The organism is Micromonospora sp. PRAS1 (genome assembly GCF_059553435.1).
In genome coordinates, this window is record NZ_JCANNB010000003.1 from 54540 (window position 1) to 77143 (window position 22604).

22 protein-coding genes are annotated in these 22604 nt (G+C 72.5%); 10 read left to right on the top strand and 12 right to left on the bottom strand.

Annotation, left to right across the window (positions count from 1 at the left end):
• Positions 1 to 36 precede the first annotated feature (36 nt).
• Positions 37 to 294: a DUF6457 domain-containing protein gene (locus tag AC507J_RS04055; RefSeq protein ID WP_496287691.1), complete on the bottom strand. Its 258-nt coding sequence runs from the start codon at positions 292 to 294 to the stop codon at positions 37 to 39.
• Complete coding sequence (locus AC507J_RS04060) at positions 291 to 1004, bottom strand: NTP transferase domain-containing protein (protein WP_496287692.1); 714 nt, start codon at positions 1002 to 1004, stop codon at positions 291 to 293. Before AC507J_RS04060 ends, AC507J_RS04055 begins: the two co-directional genes overlap by 4 nt.
• A gap of 137 nt (positions 1005 to 1141) precedes the next feature.
• Between AC507J_RS04060 and fdhD the strand changes: the two genes are divergently transcribed.
• Entirely contained in the window at positions 1142 to 1993 is an 852-nt protein-coding gene (gene fdhD / locus AC507J_RS04065) for a formate dehydrogenase accessory sulfurtransferase FdhD (protein WP_496287693.1), read from the top strand.
• Here the strand turns inward: fdhD and AC507J_RS04070 are convergent, their stop codons facing one another.
• From AC507J_RS04070 to AC507J_RS04085, 4 genes are read right to left on the bottom strand one after another with little or no spacing between them, the layout of a single operon-like run.
• Positions 1994 to 2704 carry a GAP family protein gene (locus AC507J_RS04070; RefSeq protein ID WP_496287694.1) on the bottom strand — a complete coding sequence of 237 codons (711 nt, stop codon included), beginning with the start codon at positions 2702 to 2704 and terminating at the stop codon, positions 1994 to 1996. It abuts the gene before it with no gap.
• A 33-nt stretch (positions 2705 to 2737) separates the two neighbouring features.
• Positions 2738 to 4237, bottom strand: coding sequence for an MFS transporter (locus AC507J_RS04075; protein WP_496287695.1), 1500 nt, complete (start codon positions 4235 to 4237; stop codon positions 2738 to 2740).
• Positions 4234 to 4812 carry a helix-turn-helix domain-containing protein gene (locus AC507J_RS04080; RefSeq protein WP_496287696.1) on the bottom strand — a complete coding sequence of 193 codons (579 nt, stop codon included), beginning with the start codon at positions 4810 to 4812 and terminating at the stop codon, positions 4234 to 4236. The genes AC507J_RS04075 and AC507J_RS04080 overlap by 4 nt, the downstream gene beginning before the upstream one ends.
• A gap of 44 nt (positions 4813 to 4856) precedes the next feature.
• A complete protein-coding gene (locus AC507J_RS04085) occupies positions 4857 to 5909 on the bottom strand; it encodes a DUF4192 domain-containing protein (protein ID WP_496287697.1) in 1053 nt (350 codons plus the stop codon).
• A 186-nt stretch (positions 5910 to 6095) separates the two neighbouring features.
• Between AC507J_RS04085 and AC507J_RS04090 the strand changes: the two genes are divergently transcribed.
• The 7 genes from AC507J_RS04090 to AC507J_RS04120 all read left to right on the top strand — a co-directional run bounded on the left by AC507J_RS04090 (position 6096) and on the right by AC507J_RS04120 (position 15285).
• A complete protein-coding gene (locus AC507J_RS04090) occupies positions 6096 to 7010 on the top strand; it encodes a fructosamine kinase family protein (RefSeq protein ID WP_496287698.1) in 915 nt (304 codons plus the stop codon).
• Positions 7007 to 8020, top strand: coding sequence for a GTP 3',8-cyclase MoaA (moaA, locus tag AC507J_RS04095; RefSeq protein WP_496287699.1), 1014 nt, complete (start codon positions 7007 to 7009; stop codon positions 8018 to 8020). Before AC507J_RS04090 ends, moaA begins: the two co-directional genes overlap by 4 nt.
• Positions 8021 to 8022: 2 nt before the next feature.
• The gene (locus AC507J_RS04100) at positions 8023 to 8271 is read left to right on the top strand and encodes a MoaD/ThiS family protein (protein WP_496287700.1); all 249 of its coding nucleotides are present in this window, start codon (positions 8023 to 8025) and stop codon (positions 8269 to 8271) included.
• A 13-nt stretch (positions 8272 to 8284) separates the two neighbouring features.
• Positions 8285 to 9685: a metallophosphoesterase gene (locus AC507J_RS04105; RefSeq protein WP_496287701.1), complete on the top strand. Its 1401-nt coding sequence runs from the start codon at positions 8285 to 8287 to the stop codon at positions 9683 to 9685.
• Positions 9686 to 9774: 89 nt separating this feature from the next.
• A complete protein-coding gene (locus AC507J_RS04110) occupies positions 9775 to 12987 on the top strand; it encodes a UvrD-helicase domain-containing protein (protein WP_496287702.1) in 3213 nt (1070 codons plus the stop codon).
• Positions 12988 to 13094: 107 nt separating this feature from the next.
• Positions 13095 to 13913, top strand: a complete 819-nt coding sequence (locus AC507J_RS04115; protein WP_496287703.1) for an LppU/SCO3897 family protein — start codon at positions 13095 to 13097, stop codon at positions 13911 to 13913.
• 136 nt (positions 13914 to 14049) lie between these two features.
• Positions 14050 to 15285 carry an ATP-binding protein gene (locus tag AC507J_RS04120; RefSeq protein ID WP_496287704.1) on the top strand — a complete coding sequence of 412 codons (1236 nt, stop codon included), beginning with the start codon at positions 14050 to 14052 and terminating at the stop codon, positions 15283 to 15285.
• Between the two features lie 126 nt (positions 15286 to 15411).
• Here AC507J_RS04120 and AC507J_RS04125 read toward each other — a convergent pair whose 3' ends face one another.
• Together AC507J_RS04125 and AC507J_RS04130 are read right to left on the bottom strand one after the other, a co-directional pair.
• The gene (locus AC507J_RS04125) at positions 15412 to 16866 is read right to left on the bottom strand and encodes a polysaccharide pyruvyl transferase family protein (RefSeq protein WP_496287705.1); all 1455 of its coding nucleotides are present in this window, start codon (positions 16864 to 16866) and stop codon (positions 15412 to 15414) included.
• Between the two features lie 123 nt (positions 16867 to 16989).
• Positions 16990 to 17535, bottom strand: coding sequence for a GNAT family N-acetyltransferase (locus AC507J_RS04130; protein ID WP_496287706.1), 546 nt, complete (start codon positions 17533 to 17535; stop codon positions 16990 to 16992).
• Positions 17536 to 17670: 135 nt separating this feature from the next.
• On the opposite strand from AC507J_RS04130, the gene AC507J_RS04135 reads away from it, so the two are divergent.
• Together AC507J_RS04135 and AC507J_RS04140 are read left to right on the top strand one after the other, a co-directional pair.
• Positions 17671 to 18216 carry a DoxX family protein gene (locus tag AC507J_RS04135; protein ID WP_496287707.1) on the top strand — a complete coding sequence of 182 codons (546 nt, stop codon included), beginning with the start codon at positions 17671 to 17673 and terminating at the stop codon, positions 18214 to 18216.
• Positions 18217 to 18418: 202 nt separating this feature from the next.
• Positions 18419 to 19861, top strand: coding sequence for a glycosyltransferase 87 family protein (locus AC507J_RS04140; protein WP_496287708.1), 1443 nt, complete (start codon positions 18419 to 18421; stop codon positions 19859 to 19861).
• Between the two features lie 63 nt (positions 19862 to 19924).
• Here AC507J_RS04140 and AC507J_RS04145 read toward each other — a convergent pair whose 3' ends face one another.
• The 4 genes from AC507J_RS04145 to moaC are packed head-to-tail and all read right to left on the bottom strand — an operon-like array spanning position 19925 to position 22586.
• Positions 19925 to 20344 (bottom strand): molybdenum cofactor biosynthesis protein MoaE, encoded by a 420-nt coding sequence (locus tag AC507J_RS04145; protein WP_496287709.1) that lies wholly within the window; start codon positions 20342 to 20344, stop codon positions 19925 to 19927.
• On the bottom strand, positions 20338 to 21597 hold the full coding sequence (locus AC507J_RS04150; protein WP_496287710.1) for a molybdopterin molybdotransferase MoeA: 1260 nt from the start codon (positions 21595 to 21597) through the stop codon (positions 20338 to 20340). Before AC507J_RS04150 ends, AC507J_RS04145 begins: the two co-directional genes overlap by 7 nt.
• A gap of 18 nt (positions 21598 to 21615) precedes the next feature.
• The gene (locus AC507J_RS04155; protein ID WP_496287711.1) at positions 21616 to 22098 is read right to left on the bottom strand and encodes a MogA/MoaB family molybdenum cofactor biosynthesis protein; all 483 of its coding nucleotides are present in this window, start codon (positions 22096 to 22098) and stop codon (positions 21616 to 21618) included.
• Positions 22095 to 22586 (bottom strand): cyclic pyranopterin monophosphate synthase MoaC, encoded by a 492-nt coding sequence (moaC, locus tag AC507J_RS04160; protein ID WP_496287712.1) that lies wholly within the window; start codon positions 22584 to 22586, stop codon positions 22095 to 22097. The genes AC507J_RS04155 and moaC overlap by 4 nt, the downstream gene beginning before the upstream one ends.
• Between the last annotated feature and the right edge of the window lie 18 nt (positions 22587 to 22604).

The window sequence follows — 22604 nt, forward strand, 5'->3', positions numbered from 1 at the left end:
ACCGGTCAGGTGGCGGTCCGGTACGGGGCTGACCGGTCAGGTGGCGGTTCGGTCGCGGCCGAGCTCGACCGGCCAGGTGCCGGCCAGCTCGGTGAGGCGGGCGGCCGTCGCGGCGGGATCGGCACCGCGACCGACGGCCAGGCCGAGCAGGTACGCGGTGACCGGAGCACCCGGTCGCAGCACCTGATGGGCCACGTCCCGGGCGAGGTCGAGCACGGTCGGCACCGGCACCTGCGCCGGATCGAGACCCAACTCCGCACAGGCCGCCGTGACCCAGTCGTCCATCACGGTCACCGCATCCACTCCTCCGCTCGGCGTACGTCGCGCTCAGTGTCGCAGTCGAACCACGGCGGCGGACCAGCACCGGACCAACTCACCTCGCGTACGACGAGCCCCGCGAGCAACTCCCGCAGCGGGGCGTCGGCCAGTTCTCCGCCGCGTTCGACGGCGAGCCGGTGGAGGGCGGCGCGCAGGGCATCGGGGCGCCACACCCCGCAGAGCGTCTGCCGACGCCCGCCCCCGTCCACGAAGCACACCCCGTCCACAGCGCCGAGCGCGCCGGCGGGTGGCTCGTCAAACGTGCCCAGCGCGTGGGCTGGCGGCTCATCGATCCTGCCCAGCGCGTCGGCGGGCCGCTCATCGATCCTGCCCAGCGCATGGGCCGGCGACTCATCGAGGTGACGCAGCAGTTCACCGACTGCGGTGCGGGTAAGCAGCGGCAGGTCGGCCGCGAGCAGGGCGATGGCCGGCACGTCGGCGTCGAGCAGGGCCAGCCCGGCGGCGATGGCGGCGACCGGCCCACCACCCGCTGGCACCTCCCGGGTCAGGCGTACCCCTTGAGGTGCCGGCCCCGGTCCGACCAGGATCCGGACCGACGCGTCGGCCACCTCGGCGAGCACCCGCTCGCGCATCGGTACTCCACCGACCGGCAGCGCCGTCTTGTCCAGCCCGCCCATCCGGCGCCCAGCGCCCCCCGCGAGCACCATCGCCGCGTACACCCTCACCCCGCCACGCTATCCCGCGACACGCTCACCCCCCGCCGCTGATCTTGCACTTCCTGCCTCGACAAATACCGCCAAAGCCGCTATCGGGCGACGATGAGTGCAAGATCGGCGGGGCAAGGGTGGAGGAGGATGGGGGGATGGGACGGGTTGTTGATCGGCGGGGTGTGCTTCGGGTTGAGCTTGGGGCTGGCGATGGCGGGGGTGGTCGGGTGCGGCGGCCGGACAGTCTCGCGGTGGAGGAGCCACTGGAGATCCGGGTGGGTGCGGCCGGACCGGCTCGCCGACCGTTGGCGGTCACCATGCGTACGCCGGGGGCCGATCTTGACCTGGCCATCGGGTTCCTGCTCACCGAGGGGCTGATCCGGTCGACGGACGACGTCTCCACCGCGCAGCTCTGCTCGGGAACGGAGACGCCGAACACCTACAACGTGGTGGACGTGACGCTGGCGCCCGGTGTGCCGGAGCCGGCCGCCGAGGCGAGTCGCCACTTCCAGACCACAAGCGCCTGCGGGGTGTGCGGCAAGGAGAGCATCGAGGCGGTGCGTACCCGGTCGCTCTTCACGGTGGCCGACGACCCGTTGACCGTACCGGCCGAGGTGCTGGCCGAGTTGCCGCAGCGGCTGCGGGCCGGGCAGCGGGGCTTCGAGCGCACCGGCGGGCTGCACGCGGCGGGCCTGTTCACCGCCGACGGCGAACTGGTGGTGCTGCGCGAGGACGTGGGTCGGCACAACGCGGTGGACAAGGTGGTCGGCTGGGCGGTACGCGAGCGCCGGCTGCCGCTGGCCGGGCACCTCCTGCTCGTCTCGGGCCGGGCCAGCTTCGAACTGACCCAGAAGGCGTGGATGGCCGGGTTACCGCTGCTCGCGGCAGTTTCGGCACCGAGCACGCTCGCGGTCGACCTGGCTGCCGAGGCGGGGCTGACCCTGGTCGGCTTCCTGCGCGGCCGGACGATGAACGTCTACACCGGCCCGCACCGGGTCACCGTTTGATCAGCGGTTCGCGAGCAGCTCGAACAGCCCCAGCCGGTCGGCGGCGTCCCGGGCGATCAGGAAGCCGGCGATGCCCAGCACCCAGCCGAGCATGCTCCCGGACGACCTGACGATCCACGCGTTGAGCCGGGCGAGCACCGGCTCGACCCGGCTCGGCCAGGCCACCCGTCCACCCAGGAGCAGCACCGCTGGCAGGACCATGACCAGGCAGTACGCCCCCAGCAGCGCCACCACGGTCGGAACCGCCAGACCCGAGGTGGTCAGCAGGCCCAGCGCACCGAGGTACGGCAGCATCGTCGCCACCTCGGCGAGCGCGGCGAACACCGCCAGCCCGACCAGCCACCGGGGCGAGGAATTGCCGGCGGTGACCCGGTCCCGCCACCGCAGCACCCGGCCGGTGCCCGAACTGCGCTTGCCGTCGTAGCGGAAGCTCAACACGAACAACCCGATCCCGAGCACCAACTGGCCCCAGAGCACCGGCCGGTTGTCCAGCGCCCCGCCCAGCGCCTCGGCCAACCCGGTGCCGCCGAAGTAGAGCAGCAACCCGACCACGAAGTAGAACCCGGCGATCGTGCCGAGGTAGGTCAGCATCCGCCGGACGCTCACCGGGCCGGGGGCGAGCAGCAGCCAGACCGGAATGAACAGGGTGCCGATGCTGGTGCTGTCGATCAGGGCGAGACCGGCGAGGGAGAGCAGCAGGACGACGCTCATGCGAGATCCGGTGCCTGTTCGAACATCCCGCGATTATCCGGTACCCCCGCCACCCCTGGCGGCCGCGCCAGCGGTCCGGCCGCCGGCCGCATCGGCGGCCGGACCGCCAGTCGCGTCGGTGGCCGGACCGCCAGTCACGTCGGCGGTCGGGCCGCCGGTCGCGTCGGCGGTCACGTCGGCGGTCGGGCCGCCGGTCACGTCGGCGGTCACCTCGGCGGTCGGGCCGCCAGTCGCGTCGGCGGCGGGGCCGGGCGAGGCTCCGGAGTCCGATCGAGCGGGGCGGCGCGCCGACGGGACCTGTTGCTGCGGCCGGTTCATCGTCCGCCACGGGCCACCGAGCAGTGGGGTGAGGACGACCAGGAGGTAGCCGACGCCGACCACGACCAGGGTGGGCGTGGTACCGGCGTGTTCGCTGGCGAAGCCGGCACTTAGCGCACCGAGCGGGATGGCCGCCCAGGCACCGGCACCGATCACGCCGTAGACCCGGGCCCGCATCCGGGCCGGCACCCGTTCGAGCTTGATGGCACCGATCATGGGATTGATCGCTCCGGCGGCGAAGCCCGCGACCACGAAGATGGGCAACAGCGCGGGCAGTGGCAACCCGGCGGCCAGGCTCAGGAACGGCGGCGGGCCGCAGACGGCGAAGGCGATCACGAAGGTCACCCGGCGCGGCAGTCGATGGCCGATCACGCTGAACACCAGCGAACCGGCGACGGCACCCCCGGCCATCGCACCGACGAGCAACCCGAGCGCAGTCGCCCCGCCGAGTTCCCGGTGCGCGACGACGGGCAGCAGCACATTGGTCTTCGTGGCGTCGAAGAAGTTCGTGATCAGCACCAGCAGGACCATGGCGCGGAGCAGCGGCTCGCTGAGCAGGAAACGCACGCCGGCAGCGAACTGCCGCCAGTAACCACCGCTGTCGTCGATGCCGGCGGGCTCGTCGGCACCGGGCTGCAGACGGGCCGGGACCAGTACCGCGACCGCCACGGCCGACAGCACGAAGGTCGCCGCGTCGAGGGCCAGTACGGGCAGCGCACCCAGGGTGGCGACCAGCAGCCCGGCCACCGGCGCGCCGAGCAGGCGGGCGCCCCGCTCGGTGGCCTCGAACCAGCCGATCGCCCGCTCGGTCGGCAGGCCGGCCGCAGCCGCCGCCTCGGGCAGCAGGGCGATGCGAGCGGTATGGCCCGGCGTGTCGAGCAGATTGGTGAGGAACACGAGCACCAGCAGCGCCCAGAAGGGCAGACCCACGGTGACATGCAGCAGCGGGATCGCGGCTATCGTCAGGCAGGAGACCAGGTCGGCCAGCACGCTCGCCCGCCGGTACCCGATCCGGTCGACCAGGACCCCGCCCAGTGCCCCGCCGAGCACGATCGGGGCGGTGGCCACGGCCCCGGTGAGGCCGGTGGCAGCCGGTGAGCCGGTCTCGGCGAGGACATGGAACGGCAACGCGATGATCGTGAGCATGTTGCCGGTCAGCGAGACCGCGTGCCCGATCAGCAGACCGGCCAGCGGTGCTCGCGACCGGCTGCTCATTCCGGCCGCCGGAAGGCGTGGTAGATCAGCGTGACCGAGCGGGCCTCGGCCCGGTCGGGGTTGCTGCGCTGCTGCCAGCGGGCGGCCAACGCCTCCAACTCGGCGCGTAGCTCCCCGAGTTCCTCGGCAGTGAGGTGGTAGTTCCGGTCGCTGTTGGCGGTGCCGCGTACCCACTCGGGCTCGAACGTCGCCTCCGCGGCCAGATAGCTCTGCAACGCCTTCTGGTGCCGGTCGAGGATCGTCCGGCGCAGCAGATCGGAGGCGGCCTTGCGCTCCGGGTCGTCCAGCGCCTCCAGTGGCTCCCAGGCGGTGAGGGTGTGCGACGCCCGCCACCAGCGTTCCCGACGGCTGCGCGCGTGCTCCGGCGCCTCCTGCACGAAGCCGTGCTCGGCGAGCTTGCTCAGGTGGTAGCTGACCGAGCCGACCGCCTCGTCCACGATCTCGCTGAGCATGCCGACGCTCTGCGGCCCCCGCGACCGCAACTCGCCCAACAGCCTGAGCCGGGTGGGGTGCGCCAGCGCCCGCATGGCGCGGGGATCGGTCAGGTGCATCCGCACCGGTTCGTCGTTCGGCACGCGGCCAGCCTAAATCAACAAGGAATGACGTACAAGACATGTTGTCATTCGTTCCGACGGCGCGGTTGGCGGCGACGAGGGCGGCGCTTCCCCCGCTTCGACCCCGCCGCCGTCCCCTCGGCGGGCCATCCGTCGAGCCGGGACGGCGGCACGCCACGACGGAGCAGGTCGTCCATCAGCTGCGCGAGCGAGTAATCCGGATGCTCGGCCAGCACGCGCTCCAACGCCACCGCCGCCAGCGCACCCTGCCCGTCCCGCCACGCGGCGAAGGCCAGCAACGCGCCGGGTGCGGCGATCAGCTCCGGCTCGGCCCGGCGCAGCAGCTCACTCCAGAAGGCCACGTCCTCGACCCGGCCGTCGGTGCGCTCCCAGGCGTGGTCGCGTACCGGAAGGTGGGTCAGCAGCAGACACAGCCAGGCCACCTCGTCGTCGGTCAGGCGCTCGCCGTCGCGGTGCCGGCGGCGGGCGGCACGGTACGCGGCCACTCCGGCCGCCCGCAGCGCCCGCCTGCCGAGCAGGTCACCCGCTGGCGCTCCCGCCAGCAGCTCGGTCAACCGCTGTTCCGCCCGCTCGACGGCGGGCCGCATCGTGGCCTCACCGACCGGCGCCACCTGCTCGGCGAGGGCGGCCCGGTCAGGCAGCGCCACCTGGCCGGCGAAGACGGCCGCGGCCGGGACCGGGCTGGCCCGCGGGTCGTACCTGTTGCCCTCGGGCGGACAGCACTCCGGCTCGGTGCAGAGGTACGACCACCAGCGCCCGTCGGTGACCCGCAGGGCGTCCAGAACCGCGAGACCGGTATCGGCCAGCACGTCCCGGAGCGCGTCGAGAGCCGGGGTCACCTGGGCGGCCGGGCCGTACCCGATCACGGTCACCGAGTCGGCGCCCTGCCGCGCGGTCACCGCGGCGATGTGCCCCGCCGCCTCGCGGGGATCTGCGTCACCGGGCAGGTCGCCACGGGCGGCGAAGACGACCCGCGAGCCGGACATCGCCACCACCACGATGCTCTCGGCCGGATGGAAGCCGAGCAGGTACGGCACCGCGGCGATCAGGTCGGCGGGCGAGCGGACGGTCAGCCGGGGGAGGTCTGTGGAATTCATGGGCGTCAGCCTGCGAGCCGGCCGGCACCCGCCGTTGTCCCTGTGGACGACACGCGGGTTTTCCACAACTACTGCTCGTGTTTACCCTGCTCACAGCCGATCTGGAGGCTCTGCGTGTTAAGAAGGGGCCCTTCCTCTACCGGAGGCGTTAATAGGGGGCCCTTCCTTGCTGCGAAGCTGGCGGGTATGGATGTGGCGTATCTGCGGGAGCACCCGGAGCACCTGCCGACCTTTCTGACCCACCAGCGGATCCGGGAGACGCCGGTGAGCGGCGGTGACATCTGCGCGGCATCCCGGCTCACCCTGAACGACGGGTATTCGATTTTCGCGAAGACCTGGCCGGAGCGGTCCGGGCGGCCGGTTCCGGAGGGGTTCTTCGCCGCCGAGGCGGCCGGGCTGCGCTGGCTGCGCGAGGCCGGTTCGGTGGCGGTGCCGGAGGTGCTGGTGGCGCTCCCCGATCTGCTCGCGCTGGAGTGGATCGAGCCGGGCGAGCCCGACCCGGCGGCGGCCGAGCGCTTCGGGCGCGAGTTGGCCGGGCTGCACCGGGCGGGCGCGGCGGAGTTCGGGGCACCGTGGAGCGGGTTCATCGGCGCGCTGCCGGCGGACAACACGCCGGTCCAGGGCCCGTGGGGGGAGTGGTTCGCCCAGGCGCGGCTGCTGCCGTACCTGCGCGCCTCGGTCGACAATGGAGCCCTGGACAGCGCCGATGCCGCGCTGGTCGAGCAGGTGATGGCCCGGATCGGCGAATTCGGCGGGGAGGAGCCGCCGGCCCGGATCCATGGTGACCTCTGGCCGGGCAACCTGCTCTGGGGCGCCGACGGCCGGGTCTGGCTGGTCGATCCGGCCGCGCACGGTGGGCATCGGGAAACCGACCTCGCCCAGCTGGCGCTCTTCGGCGGTCCGCCACACGCCGACCGCATCCTGGCCGCGTACGACGAGACCTGGCCGTTGGCCGCCGGCTGGCCGGACCGCGTGCCGCTGCACCAGTTGCACCTGCTGCTGGTGCACACCGCATTGTTCGGCGGGGCGTACCGCGATTCGGTCCGCAGCCGCGCCCGGGACGCCCTGAACGGGCTCGGGCGCGCTACCGTCGACGGGTGAGCGTGACCCCGCCGACCGGTGGCGTCCTTGTCGACCGGTATGGCCGCGTCGCCCGGGACCTACGAGTCTCTCTGACCGACAAGTGCAATCTGCGCTGCACGTACTGCATGCCCGCCGAGGGGCTGCCCTGGTTGGCCGGGCCGCAGCTGCTCACCGACGACGAGGTGATCCGGCTGATCCGCGTCGCGGTGTGCCGGCTCGGCGTGGCCGAGGTGCGGTTCACCGGCGGTGAGCCGCTGATCCGGCCCGGCCTGGTCAACATCCTGACCGCCGTCGCCGCGCTCGACCCCCGCCCTCGGCTCTCGCTGACCACCAACGGCATCGGCCTGGAGCGGCTCGCCCCGGCGCTGCGCGCCGCCGGTCTGGATCGGGTAAACGTCTCGCTGGACACCCTGGACCGGGAGCGTTTCGTCCGGCTCACCCGGCGCGACCGGCTGCCCGACGTGCTGGCCGGTCTGGCCGGCGCGGCCGCCGCCGGCCTCACCCCGGTCAAGGTCAACAGCGTGCTGATGCGCGGCGTCAACGACGACGAGGCACCGGCGCTGCTCCGCTTCGCCCTGGACCACGGCTACGAGCTGCGCTTCATCGAGCAGATGCCGCTGGACGCCCAGCACGGTTGGGACCGGGCGGCCATGGTCACCGCCGAGGAGATCCTGGCCGGACTGCGTAGCGCGTACCGGCTGAGCCCGGACCCGACCGCGCGCGGCGCGGCGCCGGCCGAGACCTGGCTGGTCGACGGCGGCCCGGCCCGGGTCGGTGTGATCGGCACGGTCACCCGGCCCTTCTGCGGCGACTGCGACCGGACCCGACTCACCGCCGACGGACAGATACGCAACTGCCTCTTCGCCACCGAGGAGTCGGATCTGCGCAGCGCCCTGCGGGCCGGCGCCGACGACGACGAACTGGCCCGACGCTGGTCGGCGGCGACCTGGGGCAAGCGGGCCGGGCACGGCATCGACGACCCGACCTTCCTGCAACCGAACCGGCCGATGTCGGCCATCGGAGGCTGACCATGTCGACCGTCACCGTCCGCTACTTCGCCGGTGCACGCGCCGCCGCGGGTCGCACCGAGGAGGTCGTTCCCGCCGGCCGTTCGCTTGACGACCTGGTGGCGGAGCTGGCGGAGCGGCACGGCGGGCGGCTGGTGCCGGTGCTGGCCGTGTCGAGCTATCTGGTCGACGGCGTGACCTGTCATGATCGGAAAGAGCCGCTGCCGGCCGGGGTGACGATCGACGTCCTGCCTCCCTTCGCCGGTGGCTGAGGGGGATCCACACGTGTTCGCGGTACTCGGCTTCGTGGCCACCCTTGCCCTGGTCACCGGGCTGATCCATCTCTACCTGTGGAAGCGGCTGGTCCGGGACACCACCACGGCGGGCCGCTGGCGGCGGGTCGGCACGATCGCGGCGGTCGGGTTGGCGGTGCTGGTGCCGGCGACCCTGATCGGCACCAACGCCGGGATGTACTGGCTCGCCTGGCCGGGCTACCTCTGGCTCGCCCTGATGTTCTACCTGATGGTGCTGCTCGCCGCCCTGGAGATCCCGCTGCTGGTGACCCGGCTGGTGCTGCGCCGCCGGGCGGCCGGATCCGCACCGGAACCGGTCCTGGCCGGTCCGGCCGCACCCGCGTCGGTCGCCCCGGGCGCATCCGGCTCGGGCGCATCCGCCCCGGGCGCATCCGGCTCGGGCGCATCCGGCTCGGGCGCATCCGGCTCGGGCGCATCCGGCTCGGACAACCCGGCCAGCGGATCGGCGTCCGGCGACTCGGCCACGATCAGCACGCCGCCGGGCGAGGAGCCGGCCGGGCCTGCGGGCGCCGGAGCGGCCGGGCCGGACCACGATCCGAGCCGGCGGTTGCTGCTCGCCCGGGGGGCCGCGATCTTCGCCGGGCTCACCGCCGCCGGCCTGGTCGGCCAAGGCGTACGCACCGCCTTCGGCCCGCCGCAGCTGGACCGGGTGCAGATCCCGCTGGCCAAGCTGCCCCGGAGCATGGACGGCCTGCGCATCGCCACCGTCTCCGACATCCACATCGGACCGCTGCGCGGCCGGGTGCACACCGAGCAGATCGTCGCCGCCATCAACCGCCTGGACGCCGACATCGTGGCCGTGGTCGGTGACCTGGTCGACGGCACCGTGGCCGAGTTGGGTGAGGCGGCGGCACCGCTGCGTGGGCTGCGCTCCCGGTACGGCAGTTACTTCGTCACCGGCAACCACGAGTACTACTCGGGCGTCGAGGAGTGGGTGGCCGAGGTCGACCGGCTCGGGCTGCGGGTGCTCCAGAACCAGCGGCTGGAGATCGCCGCCCGGGGCGGCGTACTCGACCTGGCCGGGGTCAACGACGTCACGGCGGCGGGCAGCGGCGTGTCCGCGCCGGCCGACTACGCTGCCGCGCTCGGCGACCGTGACCCGTCCCGACCGGTGGTGCTCCTGGCCCACCAGCCGGTGGCCGCGGTCGAGGCGGCGAAGTACGGGGTCGACCTGCAACTGTCCGGTCACACCCACGGTGGCCAGATGGTGCCCTTCAACCTGCTGGTCGGGCTCGAACAGCCGGTCGTCTCCGGGCTGGGTGAGGTGGACGGCACGAAGGTCTACGTCACCAACGGCGCCGGTTTCTGGGGACCGCCGGTGCGGGTCGGCGCGGAGCCTCAGGTCACCCTAGTCGAGCTTCGCTCGCAGTAACGCAGCGCAACACGGAGCTACCGGCGGCACCACCACCCTGTCGCCGGCATCTCTCAAGCGCGTGGCGCCGAGCGCAAGCGCGGCCGGTCATGACAGGATGCAGCGTGCCTCCGTTCAACGTCACACCCCCCGGTGGCCGCCCGCCCTTCGTCGCGGACCTGCACATCCACTCGAAGTACTCGCGGGCCTGTAGCCGTGACCTGACCCTGCCGAACCTCGGCTGGTGGGCCAGGCGCAAGGGCATCGGAGTGCTCGGCACCGGCGACTTCACCCACCCCGCCTGGTACGACCACCTGCGCGAGACGCTGCACCCGGCCGAGCCCGGCCTCTACCGGCTCGGCCCTGAGGCGGAGCGGGACATCGCCCGCCGGCTGCCGCCGAGGCTGGCCAGCGAGGCGGAGAGCGACCCGGTCCGGTTCATGCTCAGCGTGGAGATCTCCACGATCTACAAGCGGGACGACCGGACGCGGAAGGTGCACCACCTGATCTATCTGCCGGACCTGGACGCGGTGGGCCGGTTCAACGCCGCACTGGGTCGGATCGGCAACCTCGGCTCCGACGGCCGACCAATCCTCGGTCTGGATTCGCGCGACCTGCTGGAGATCACCCTCGAGGCGAGCGCCGACGGCTATCTCGTGCCGGCACACATCTGGACCCCGTGGTTCTCCGCGCTGGGCTCGAAGTCCGGCTTCGACGCGATCGCCGACTGCTATGCCGACCTGGCCGAGCACATCTTCGCGGTGGAGACCGGGCTCTCCTCGGATCCGGAGATGAACTGGCGGGTGGGCAGCCTGGACAACTACCGGTTGGTCTCCAACTCGGACGCGCACTCGCCGCCCGCGCTGGCCCGTGAGGCGACGGTCTTCGCCTCGTCCCGGGACTACTTCGGCATCCGCGAGGCGTTGCGCACCGGCGACGGGCTCGCCGGCACGATCGAGTTCTTCCCCGAGGAGGGCAAGTACCACGCGGACGGCCACCGGCTGTGCGGGGTGAACTGGTCGCCCGAGCGGACCAGGGAGGCCGGCGGGCGGTGCCCGGAGTGCGGCAAGCCGCTGACCGTGGGCGTACTGAGCCGGGTCGAGGACCTGGCTGACCGGCCCGAGGGGTACCGGCCGGAGCACCGGCCCGAGGTGACCCACCTGATCCAGCTCGCCGAGATCCTCGGCGAAATCAACAAGGTCGGCCCGCGCTCGAAGAAGGTCGAGGGCAAGCTCACCGAACTGGTCGCCGCGCTCGGTCCCGAGCTGGAGATCCTGACCCGTGCGCCGCTTGACGAGATCGGCCGGGTCGGCGGGGAACTGCTCGCCGAGGGCATCGGCCGGCTGCGTCGCGGGGAGGTGCGCCGGGTACCGGGCTACGACGGCGAGTACGGCGTGATCACCCTCTTCGACCCGGCCGAGCTGGGTGCCGCCGGTGGCTCGGCGGGACAGGAGACGCTCTTCGACGTACCGGTGCCGGCACCGCGACGGCCCACGGAGTCGGCGGCGAAACCGGAGGCCAGGGCGAAGCGGCCGGCGGCGAAGGCCGAGCCGAAGCGCAAGCCGGCGGCTCCGGCACCGCCGATCGCGCCGCCGCCCTCTCCGCACGAGCCGTTCGAGCCGATGCTCGCCGGGATGGAGGAGGTCGGCACCGGTCTGCTCGACCGGCTGGACGCGATGCAGCGGGTGGCCGCCTCGGCGCCGGGTGGCCCGCTGCTGATCGTGGCCGGACCGGGCACCGGCAAGACCCGTACGCTGACCCACCGGATCGCGTACCTCTGCGCGGAGCTGAACGTCTTTCCCGAGCGCTGCCTGGCGATCACCTTCACCCGGCGGGCCGCCGAGGAGCTGCGGCACCGGCTCGACGGCCTGCTCGGCCCGGTCGCCGAGGACGTCACCGTGGGCACCTTCCACTCCCTCGGGCTGACCATCCTGCGGGAGAACGCCGACGCCGCCGGCCTGCCGGAGAACTTCCGGATCGCCGACGACGCCGACCGGGCGGCGGCGCGGACCGAGGCCGGTGACGATCCGGCCCGCTACCTGGCGTTGCTGCGCAAGCAGGGCATGGTCGACCTGGACGAGTTGCTCACCGTGCCGGTGACACTGCTGCGGGACGACCACGAGCTGGTGACGCGGTACCGGGACCGCTGGCAGTGGATCTTCGTGGACGAGTACCAGGACGTCGACGCCGTGCAGTACGAGCTGCTGCGGCTGCTCAGCCCCGCCGACGGCAACCTCTGCGCGATCGGCGACCCCGACCAGGCCATCTACTCGTTCCGGGGGGCCGATGTCGGATACTTCCTGCGCTTCTCGCAGGACTTCACCGACGCCCGGCTGGTCCGGCTCAACCGGAACTACCGCTCGTCGGCGCCGATCCTGGCCGCCGCGGCACAGGCCATCGCGCCGTCGTCGCTGGTCCGGGGCCGGCGACTGGATCCGGCTCGGCTCGACCCGGAGGCCCCGCTGGTCGGCCGGTACGCCGCAGCCTCCGTCGCCGACGAGGCCGATTTCGTGGTACGCACCGTCGACGAGCTGGTCGGCGGCCTCTCCCACCGATCGCTCGACTCGGGTCGGATCGACGGCCGGTCGACCACGTTGTCCTTCTCGGACATCGCCGTGCTCTACCGGACCGACGCGCAGGCCGCGCCGATCGTGGACGCCCTGTCCCGGGCCAACGTGCCGGTGCAGAAGCGCTCGCACGACCGGCTGCGGGACCGCCCCGGTGTGGTGGCCATCGCCCGCGAGCTGCGGCACGCCTCGGGTCTCGACGGTGCCCTGCCCGCCCGGGTACGCCTCGCCGGCCAGGTGCTCGCCGAACGGTTCGCCGTGCCCACCCTCGACGGCTCCGGCGGGGTCCGCCCCTCCGACGTCCGCACCGCGGTCGAGCTGCTGACCCCGCTGGCTCGTCGCTGCGGCGACGACCTGGAGATGTTCCTCTCCCAGCTCGCCACCGGCGCCGAGGTGGACGCGCTGGACCCGCGCGCCGAGGCGGTCACCCTGCTGACCCTGCACGCCGCCAAGGGCCTGGAGTTCCCGGTGGTCTTTCTGGTCGGTGCGGAGGACGGGCTGCTGCCGCTGCGCTGGCCCGGCAGCACGCCCGACGAGGAGGCGGTGGCCGAGGAACGGCGGCTGTTCTTCGTCGGGCTGACCCGCGCGCAGGACCGCCTCTACGTCAGCCACGCCGCCCGCCGGAGCAGGCACGGCTCGGAGCGCGACTGCCGACCGTCACCGTTCCTCGACGTGATCGACCCGGGCCTGTTCGAGCGACTCGGCGACGGTGGCGGGACCCGCCGGCCGAAGGATCACCAGTTACGGCTCATCTGACCTGCGGTCCGTCGCCCCAGCGATGCGGTCGGGCACGCTACGGTGACGGTGGGCGACGGCCTTCGATGAGCCGCCGATTTTCCATCCGTTGGCGCAGGAGGGTGTGCATGGCGAACTACGGATCACCGGGCGGTGGCCCACATCCGTGGCACGATCCGCGTCCCGGTGAGGCGTACGGCCCGGACCAGGGCTACGGCCCGGACCAAGGTTACGGCCCGGACCAGGGCTACGGCCCGGACCAGGGCTACGGCCCGGACCAGGGCTACGGCCCGGACCAGGGCTACGGCCCGGACCAGGGCTACGGCCCGGACCAGGGCTACGGCCCGGACCAAGGTTACGGCCCGGACCAGGGCTACGGTCGTGGCCAGGTCTACGGTGGGGGCCAGGTCTACGGTGGGGCGCCGCATGGCTCCGCCGGGCCGGAGTACGACGTGGCGAGCGCGTACGCGGGCCAGCCGACACCACCGCAGCGCAAGCGCGGGCGTGGCGTGGTGTTTGCCGTGGTGGGGGCGGTCCTGGTGCTGGTACTGGCCGGTGGGACGGCGTTCTACCTGCTCGCCGGGGCGGATGATGCGCCGACGACGGTGGCCGCGCCGACCCAGGTACCGGCGACTACCGGCGCTGCGGAGGAGGACGATACGGCTGGGCCGAGCGACCCGGCCGCCAGTTCGTCGGCCGACCCCCGGTTCGTGGAAGTTGGCCAGTGTGTCCGCAACGACGCGCCGGCCGGTGCCAGGCCCCAGCTGTTGATCAGCGACTGCGCGCCGGAGTCGTACGAGGTGCTGCGCCGCTTCGACGGCAAGACCAGCGGCGAGAAGGACGCCGAGGCGAAGTGCAGCGGGGTGGACGGCTACACGAACTGGTACTTCTACGACAGCGAGTTGGACTCGCTTGACTTCGTGCTCTGCCTCAAGCAGCGCGACTGACCGTTCGATTGTCGAAACTAGTGCTGTCTAGCGTGGACGCTAGACAGCACTAGTTTTTGGTCGAGGGCCGACACGCCGATAGCCCCGTCTATCCATGTCTAGGCCCTCGGCTAGATGGCCCGATACTCTGCGATGCGTGGATCCGGTCCGCAACCCGTACGCCCCGGGCGCTGGCCAGCGCCCGCCCGAGCTGGCCGGGCGGGGGCGGGAGCTGGACGTCTTCGACATCGTGCTGGAACGGATCGCCCGCGGCCGCCCGGAGCGGAGCCTGATGCTCACCGGGTTGCGCGGGGTCGGCAAGACGGTCCTGCTCAACACCCTGCGCTCCCAGGCGATCAACCGCCTCTGGGGCAGCGGCAAAATCGAAGCTCGGCCCGACCAGTCGCTGCGCCGGCCGATCGCCGCCGCCCTGCACATGGCCGTCCGGGAACTCGCCCCCCGGCATCGCGCACCGGACCGGATCGACGCGTTCCTGGGGGTGCTCAAGGCCTTCGCCCAGCGGGGCACCCCGGCCGGACGCGGCACCCCGAAGCTGCGCGACCGGTGGCAGCCCGGCATCGACGTACCGGCCGCCTCCGGGCGCGCCGACTCGGGCGACATCGAGATCGACCTGGTGGAGCTGCTCACCGACGCCGCCTCGGTCGCCAGCGACGTGGGCACCGGCGTGGCCGTCTTCATCGACGAGATGCAGGATCTCGGGCCGGAGGACGTCTCGGCGCTCTGCGCGGCGTGTCACGAACTCTCCCAACTCGGCGCACCGCTGATCGTGGTCGGTGCCGGCCTGCCGCACCTGCCAGCCGTGCTGAGCGCGGCCAAGTCGTACTCCGAGCGGTTGTTCCGCTACCAGCGCATCGACCGGCTCGACCGACTCGCCGCCGACCAGGCACTCTGCGCGCCGGCCGAGCGCGAGGACGTGGCGTACGAGGCCAAGGCCCTCGACCTGCTCTACGAGAAGTCCGGCGGGTACCCGTACTTCGTGCAGGCGTACGGGAAGGCCACCTGGGACCACGCCCCACGGTCACCGGTCACGGTGGCCGACGTCCGGGTCGCCGCCCCGGAGGCCGAGGCCGAGTTGGCCGTCGGCTTCTTCGGCTCCCGGTTCGAGCGGGCCACCCCGGCCGAACGCGAGTACATGCGCGCGATGGCGACACTCTCTCTGGTCGAGGGGGCGGCCGACGGCGGTGGCCGGGACGACATGGACGCGGCGGTACCGACCGCCGAGATCGCCCGGGCGCTGGGCCGCAAGCCGGCCAGCCTGTCCCCGGCCCGGGATGCGCTGATCAAGAAGGGGCTGATCTACTCCGGAGAGCGCGGCACGGTCGCCTTCACCGTGCCGCACTTCGGCCGCTACCTGCGTACCCAGCCGGCCTGAGTACCCAGCCGGCCTGAGTACCCAGCCGGCCTGAGCACCCAGCCGGCCTGAGCACCCAGCCGGCCTGAGTACCGCCGGTGGCCGGGCTGCTGGCCGCCCCGGCGAGCGCAGACCGCCGGGTCCTGCTCAGGGCTGGCGGTTGAGTCGCCGGGCGAACGCGCGGCTGCGGCGCAGTGCGGTCTGCACGGGTACCGGCAGGCGCCGCACGGCGGCCGAGACGGGTGGCTGCTCGCCGACCGCCATGCCCTCGCGCGGGGTCGTGGTGTGCGGGAACGGGAACACCGGCTTGTGCGCCTTCCGCAGCGCGCGTTGGCCGCCCAGCGAGTACAGCTCACTCATCCGGGCGACGATCCGCTCGCGGGCCTCGGGGTCGGTGGTCATCAGCGTGGTGACCGCCGGCGGCAGCCCTACGGCCGCCAGCCGGTCGTCGTAGCCGGGGTTGGCCTTGCCCGGCTGGAAGATGTGCTCGATCCCGTTGCGCTCCAGGAAGTTGGCGAAGCGCCCCCAGCGCTGCGCCTGCCCGGCGTTGAAGGCGGTGTAGTCGGCCTCGGCGTACAGGTCGGCGACGTCCACCTCCGGGGTCAGGTTGGGCACCAGGCTGTGCGGGATGTCGTGGTACCGGGCCAGCTCCAGGGTGCGGCTGTCGTGCGCCAGAACGTAGGCGGGCGTGCCGGCGGCCAGCGCCGCGATGTTGCCGTGGATCCGGGTGCCGAAGGAGAAGTCCCGCTCGGCCAGGTAGCGCATCCAGGTCGAGGCGTCGACGAAGAACCGGATGCGGTCCTCCCGGTAGAGCTGGTGGCCCGTGTGGTGCGGTAGCTTCCGCCGGAGCTTCTCCGGAGGCGTGCCCCAGAGCAGCAATGAGAGGTCCGTCTCGTCCTGCGGCACGTAGACCATGTTCGGGTAGCGCGCGGCATGCCGCGTCCCGACCTCGTCCATCAGCCGCACGTACGGCGAGATGTTGATCGTGAAGTGGCTGTCCTGCGTGATCTCGGGGGCCCGCTTGGTGATCTGAAGGTTCGGACCGTCGCGGAACAGCGACGGGCAGCCGACGACGTCGACCACGTCGTCGCCGAAGCCCAGCTCGGCGAGGTAGGCCCGGGTGAACTCACCGCGTACGCCGATCGTCGCCGACTTGTCGAGCACGGCGCGCACGAACCGCTTCACCGCCACGCGGAGCTCGTCGGTCGGCGGCGGGAACGGGTTGTCGAGGCTTCCGCTGCCGCCCGCGACACCGACGCCGACCACCACGACCGGTATCCGCAGTTTCTCGATCACCCAGGTGAGCCGCTTGAGGTTCGCCAGGAAGCTCAGCCGGAACGCGTTGGCCAGCGGCACCACGAACAGGTCGAACTGCTCGTTGATCCGGTCCACGTACGCCTGGTCCACGCCGGGCCGCTCACTGAGGAAGGAGTTGGACACCACCTCGTAATTCGGCACGCTGAGCAGCTTGTGCACCGCTTCGGTGAAGACGAGGTTGCCCACGTTCCGCCCGAAGATGCCGTTCTTGTACAGCGCGTGGGAGAGCTCCGGGCTGACCGGGGTGAACGGGTCCTTGGCAGAACGCAGCAGGACGCGGGTCATCGGGTTGGAGCCTCCAGGCTGAATTTGCGACAGGTCCCGTGAGTTGTCGATGCTAGCGCCCGCGTCGCCGTGGCCGCCAGCTACGCGCTCAGTGCCGGTCCGGAGCCGGTCGGTGACGCGAGATCAGACCTTCGACCAGGGCGGCGGGAAGATCACGTCGCCCTCTGGCGGGGCCGGCTCGCCGCTTGTCGACGGTGGCAGCGCCAGGGCCTGCCACGGCTCGCCCAGCCCGGACCAGGGGCTGGTCAGGCCCATCCGGTCGGCTCGGCCGAACCCGAACCGCCGGTAGTAACCGGGATCACCGAGCACCACCACCAGCCGCTCGCCCAGTTCCGTGGCCGCCTCCAGGGCGGCCTGCACCACGGCGGCGCCGAGCCCGATCCGTTGCCGATGCGGTGCCACCGCCACCGGGCCGAGGGCAAGTGCCGGGCGGCTGCCGCCGTCGGAGCGGACCAGTACCCGGGTGAGCAGGGCGTAGCCGACGATCTCACCGCCGTACTCGGCGACCATCGCCAGCTCCGGCAGCCAGGCGTCGCTGCCGCGCAACTCCTCGACCAGCCGTACCTCCGGTGGCGTGGCCACGTCGGGGCGGGCGAACGCGGCGGCCAGCACCCGGCGGATCGCGCCGGTGTCGGCCGGGTCCTCGGGGCGCAGTCGCAGCGTCGTCACGCGCCGAGGTTACTCCCTGTGGCGCGTCCATCCGAGACGGTCCCGGCAGCCCGGCGTGGCGTCGCGCACCACCCGATCGATCGACCTCGACCGTTGCGCGGCATGGCGCGGCCCGGGACAGGGTATGACTGGTCCATGACGCCCGTACGGTCCCTAGCCCGCGCCATGTTGAGCGGCATCTTCGTGGTCAGCGGTGCCCGCAACTTCGCCAACCCCGGCCGCCTGGTGCCCGCCGCGAAGCCGATCACCGATCGGGTGACGCCGCTGCTGGAGCGGGCGGATCGGCGCATCCCCACCGACACCGAGACGCTGATCCGGGCCAACTCCGCAGCTCAGTTCGGTGCCGGGCTGATGCTGGCCACCGGCAGGTTCAGTCGGCCGGCGGCCCTGGTCCTCGCCGGCACGCTGATCCCGGTGACCCTCGCCGGGCATCCCTTCTGGAACAACGACGACCCGGTGCAGCGGAACAACAACCAGATCCACTTCCTGAAGAACCTCGGCCTCCTTGGTGGGTTGTTGCTGGCTGCGGCGGACACGGAGGGCAAGCCGGGACTACGCTGGCGCGCCGGTCACCGCATCGGCCACTCCCGGCGCTCCGTGCGGCGTGCCGTCCGGACCGCCCGCCGGGAGGCCCGGATCGCCGTCCGGTCGGCCGCCACCGCTCGTCGGATCCCAGGCTGAGCTGGGATTATCCGCCCCTGCCCCCGCTAAGGCCGCGAATTACCTGAACCGCCCGCTAGGCGTTAACGCGGTGGAAATGTCAAAAGAGTGTGTGGGATCGGACACGGTCGCATAACGCGGGAGGCATGACGTGAGTCGCCGTTCTAGGCTCCCTACCGGACCTGGACGGGTAGGACGATCTTGGTACGGGGGTGGCCACGCCATGCCGACGAACGTCGGTGAAAGGCTGGACCGCCTCGCCACAGTCCGCCGCGTAACGCGTGGGATCGATCGAAGAACAGTCGTACGAGCCGGCATCGTGGCCGCCGTCGCCTACGCCGCATGGCTTGCCATCGGCGCTTTCGGGCGACCGTACAACTTCTTCGACATGAAGATCTACCACGGTGCGGTGGTCTGGTGGGCGAGCGGTCATGAGCTGTACGAGTTCGTCGCGCCCGACACCACCCTGGGCTTCACCTACCCGCCCTTCGCCGGGCTGGCGATGCTGCCCATGGCGCACCTCCCGGTGGCGGCGGCCGGCCTGGTGAACGCCGTGGTCAGCATCGCCGCACTGGCCGTGGTCCTGGCCGCGCTGCTGCGCCCGGTCGTCGACCGGTTGGGCTGGCCGCTGTGGTACACGGTGGCCATCGCCACGCCGCTGGCCGTGGCCATCGAACCGACCCGGGAGACCCTCGGCTACGGGCAGGTCAACCTGCTGCTCTTCGCTCTGGTGATAGCTGACCTGGTCGCTCTGCGCTGGCGCTCCCGGCGCGGCACCCACAGCGCTGAGGGCGACGGCCCGCTGCTGCGGTTCGTCTACAGCGGCGCCTGGGCCGGCGTGGGCATCGGCCTGGCCACCGCGGTCAAGCTGACGCCCGCCCTGTTCATCTTCTACCTGATGATCACCCGCCAGTGGCGGGTCGCGATGACGGCGATCGGCACCACCGTCGCCGTCACGCTCGGCAGCTTCGGCATCGTCGGCGCCGAGTCCCGCGCCTACTTCGGCAGCGTGCTCTGGCAGACCGAGCGGGTGGGCGCCGCCGACATGACGCCCAACCAGTCGCTGGCCGGGCTACTCGCCCGGCTCTACGACTCGATCGAGACGCCCGGGTTGCTCTGGCTCGCGTTCTCCGTGCTGGTGTTGGCGCTCGGCCTGTCCCGGGCCGCCGACGCCCACTCCGACGGCGACGAGCTGACCGCCTTCACCCTGGTCGGCCTGACCGCAAACGTGATCAGCCCGATCTCCTGGACCCATCACCTTGTCTGGGTGATCCCGGCCGTCATCGTGCTGATGGACCACGCCGTACGCCGCCGGGACGCCAGCCGCGGACCGGTGCCGCGGAACGCCTCGGGCCCGCAGGGCGGACCACCGGCGCTATTCGCGCTCCGCCCGCCGATCTGGTACCCGACGCTCACCGGGCTCCGGCACGGCGTTGCCGCCATCGGGCTCTACCTGCTCTTCCTGATCTCCCCGATCTGGCCGTACGAACACCAACTGCCGGAGGTCTCGCACTATCAGGACGGCCTGTTCGGCGTGCTGATGGAGAACTCCCTGGCACTGGCCCTGATCGTGCTGGTGGCCGCGCTGCCCTGGCGTCCCGGCGCCGAACCTGCCTTCTACACCGACCGGATGGCGCGGGCCGCCATGCTGTACGCCCGCCGGTGAACGCCTCGCCCGGCATCGCGACAGCGGTGCCGGGCATCGCCGGCCCGGTCGGGGCGGGCACCGTCAGGGGCAGTTGACCCATTCCTCGGTGCCGTCGGCGAACACCTGTCGCTTCCAGATCGGCAGCCGTGCCTTCACCTCGTCGACCAGACGTGCGCAGGCGGCGAACGCGGCCGCCCGGTGCGCGGTGCTTACCGCCGCCACCAGGGCGATGTCACCGATGGCGAGCGGACCGATCCGGTGCGACACGGCCACGGCGTACACCTGCGGGTCGGCGGCGATCTCGTCGGCGACCTCGCGCAGCACCTGCTCGGCGCTCGGATGGCCCTCGTATTCCAGGCTGGTCACCGATCGGCCGTGGTCGTGGTCGCGGACCACACCGGCGAACGAGACCACCGCGCCGGCCCGCTCGTCGGCGACCGCTGCCTCGTGCGCGGCGAGATCCAGCGGCTGGTCGGTGACCCCACCGAGCACGATCACCATGCCCGCTCCCCAGGCAGCAGGGGCAGCGGTACGACCGGCACCTGGTCACCGGCCCTGCCCTCGGTGCCGGGTCGGATCACCGCGAACCCGTCGGCGAGGGAGAGCCCGCGCAACATCGCCGAGCCGACGTGCCGGACCGGTCGGGCCGTACCGGTCACCGGGTCGCGGCGCACCAGAGCCAGGTGGGTGTAGTCGCCCCGCCCCGCGACGGGCTCGGCGAGCGTGGTGTGCGGCAGGACCGGCATCGCTCGACCGACGAGCCCGGCCAGCAGCGGGGCGACCAGCGAGACCAGGGCGACGATGGCGGACTGTGGGTTGCCGGGCAGGCCGGCGACGAACCGGACCCGGCCGTCGGTGCCTACCAGTCGGGCCAGCAGCATGGGAAAGCCGGGACGAACCGCGACCGTGTTGACCACGTAGTCCGCACCCAACGCCGCCAGCGCGGGATGCAGATGGTCGACCGGGCCGTGCATCGTGCCACCGGTGGTGCAGACCACGTCGGCCCCGGCCAACGCGGTGCGCAGGGCGGCCACGTGGGCGGGCAGCGTGTCGGCGACCGGACCGACCACGTCGGTCGGGCGGACCTGGCAGCCGTACCGGCGCAGCCAGGCCGGCAGCGCCGGGCCCAGCGCGTCGCGGACCCGGCCGCCCCCGGGTGGGCCGGCGGTCAGCAACTCGTCGCCGAAGACCAGCAGCGCGGCGCGGGGTTGTCGCCGGACCCGCAGGGTGTCGTGGCCGCAGGAGGCGGCCAGACCGATCACCGCCGGGTCCACCGGAGCACCGGCGGGCAGCAGTTCCTCACCAACGGACGCCTCCTCGCCGGGTCGGCGCCAGTCAGGTGTGGCACGCGGTGCGCCGTCGACCAGACCCTCCGGAGTACGCGTCGACTCCTCCACCCGCAGCACGCCGGAGGTGCCCTCCGGCACCATCGCGCCGGTGGCGATCTCGACGGTCGTTCCGTCCTCGGTCAACGGCTCCGGTGCCGAGCCGGCCAGCACCCGACCGACGACCCGCCACGGACCGGCACCCCGGACCGCCCAGCCGTCCACACTGGAGGTCGGGAAGGCGGGCAGGTCGGTGCGGGTGGTGAGCGGTTCGGCGAGGGTGTGCCCGTCGGCCTCGGCGAGCGGGCGCTCCACGACGGGCAGCGCGGCGGCCAGGCCGACGGCGTACACCCGGGAGCGCGCCTCCTGCCAACCCGCTGGCGGTGGCGCGGCGACCTGTTCGGCGGCGGATGCCATGTCGGTTCTCATCGAGCCCACCGGCCGAGCCTAGCCGCTTCGGCGGTGGTCGCCACCCCGCAACTGGTCGACGGTGTGAGCGAGGATCGGCCCCAGCACGGCGAGGCCGTCGCGGGCCCCACCGGTCGAGCCGGGAAGGTTCACCACAAGCGTGCGGTCGGCCACGCCGGCCACGCCCCGGGACAGTGCCGCCGTGGGCACCTTGTCGCGGCTATGTGCCCGGATCGCCTCCGCGATGCCGGGGATCTCGTAGTCGAGCAGGTCGCGCGTCACGTCGGGGGTGCGGTCAGTGGGGGTGATCCCGGTGCCCCCGCTGGTCAGCACCACATCCACGGCGTCCGTCACGGCCGAGCGGATAGCCTCGCCGACCGGATCGCCGTCGGGCACCACCACCGGCTCGTCCACCGAGCAACCCAGCTCGCGCAGGCCGGCGACGAGCAGTGGACCGCTGGTGTCGGGGTAGACGCCGGCGGCAGCCCGGTTGGACGCCACCACCACCCGGGCGCGGATCACTGCCGGTCCTCCGGGCGCTCCCACCGGCCCGTCTTGCCGCCCTCCTTGGACAGCACCCGGACCGCGTCGACGCTCGCCGCCGGGTCGACCGCCTTGACCATGTCGACCAGGGCCAATCCGGCGACTGCGACCGCGGTCAACGCCTCCATCTCCACGCCGGTGCGGTCGGCGGTGCGAGCGGTCGCGGTGATCTCGACGGTGTCGGTGGTCAGCGACAGATCGATCGTCACGCCGTGCAGCGCGATCGGGTGACAGAGTGGAATCAGGTCCGGGGTGCGTTTGGCGCCCATGATGCCGGCGATCCGCCCGATCGCGAGCGCGTCGCCCTTGGGCAGCCCGTCGCGGCGCAGCAACTCGATCACCTCGGAGGTGGTGCGCAGCCGGCCGGCGGCGATCGCGGAGCGGCCGGTGACCTGCTTGGCGGAGACATCGACCATGCGCGCCGCGCCGGCCTCGTCGACGTGGGTGAGCTGGGCGGGTTCGGTCACGGTCGGGAGCCTACCGTT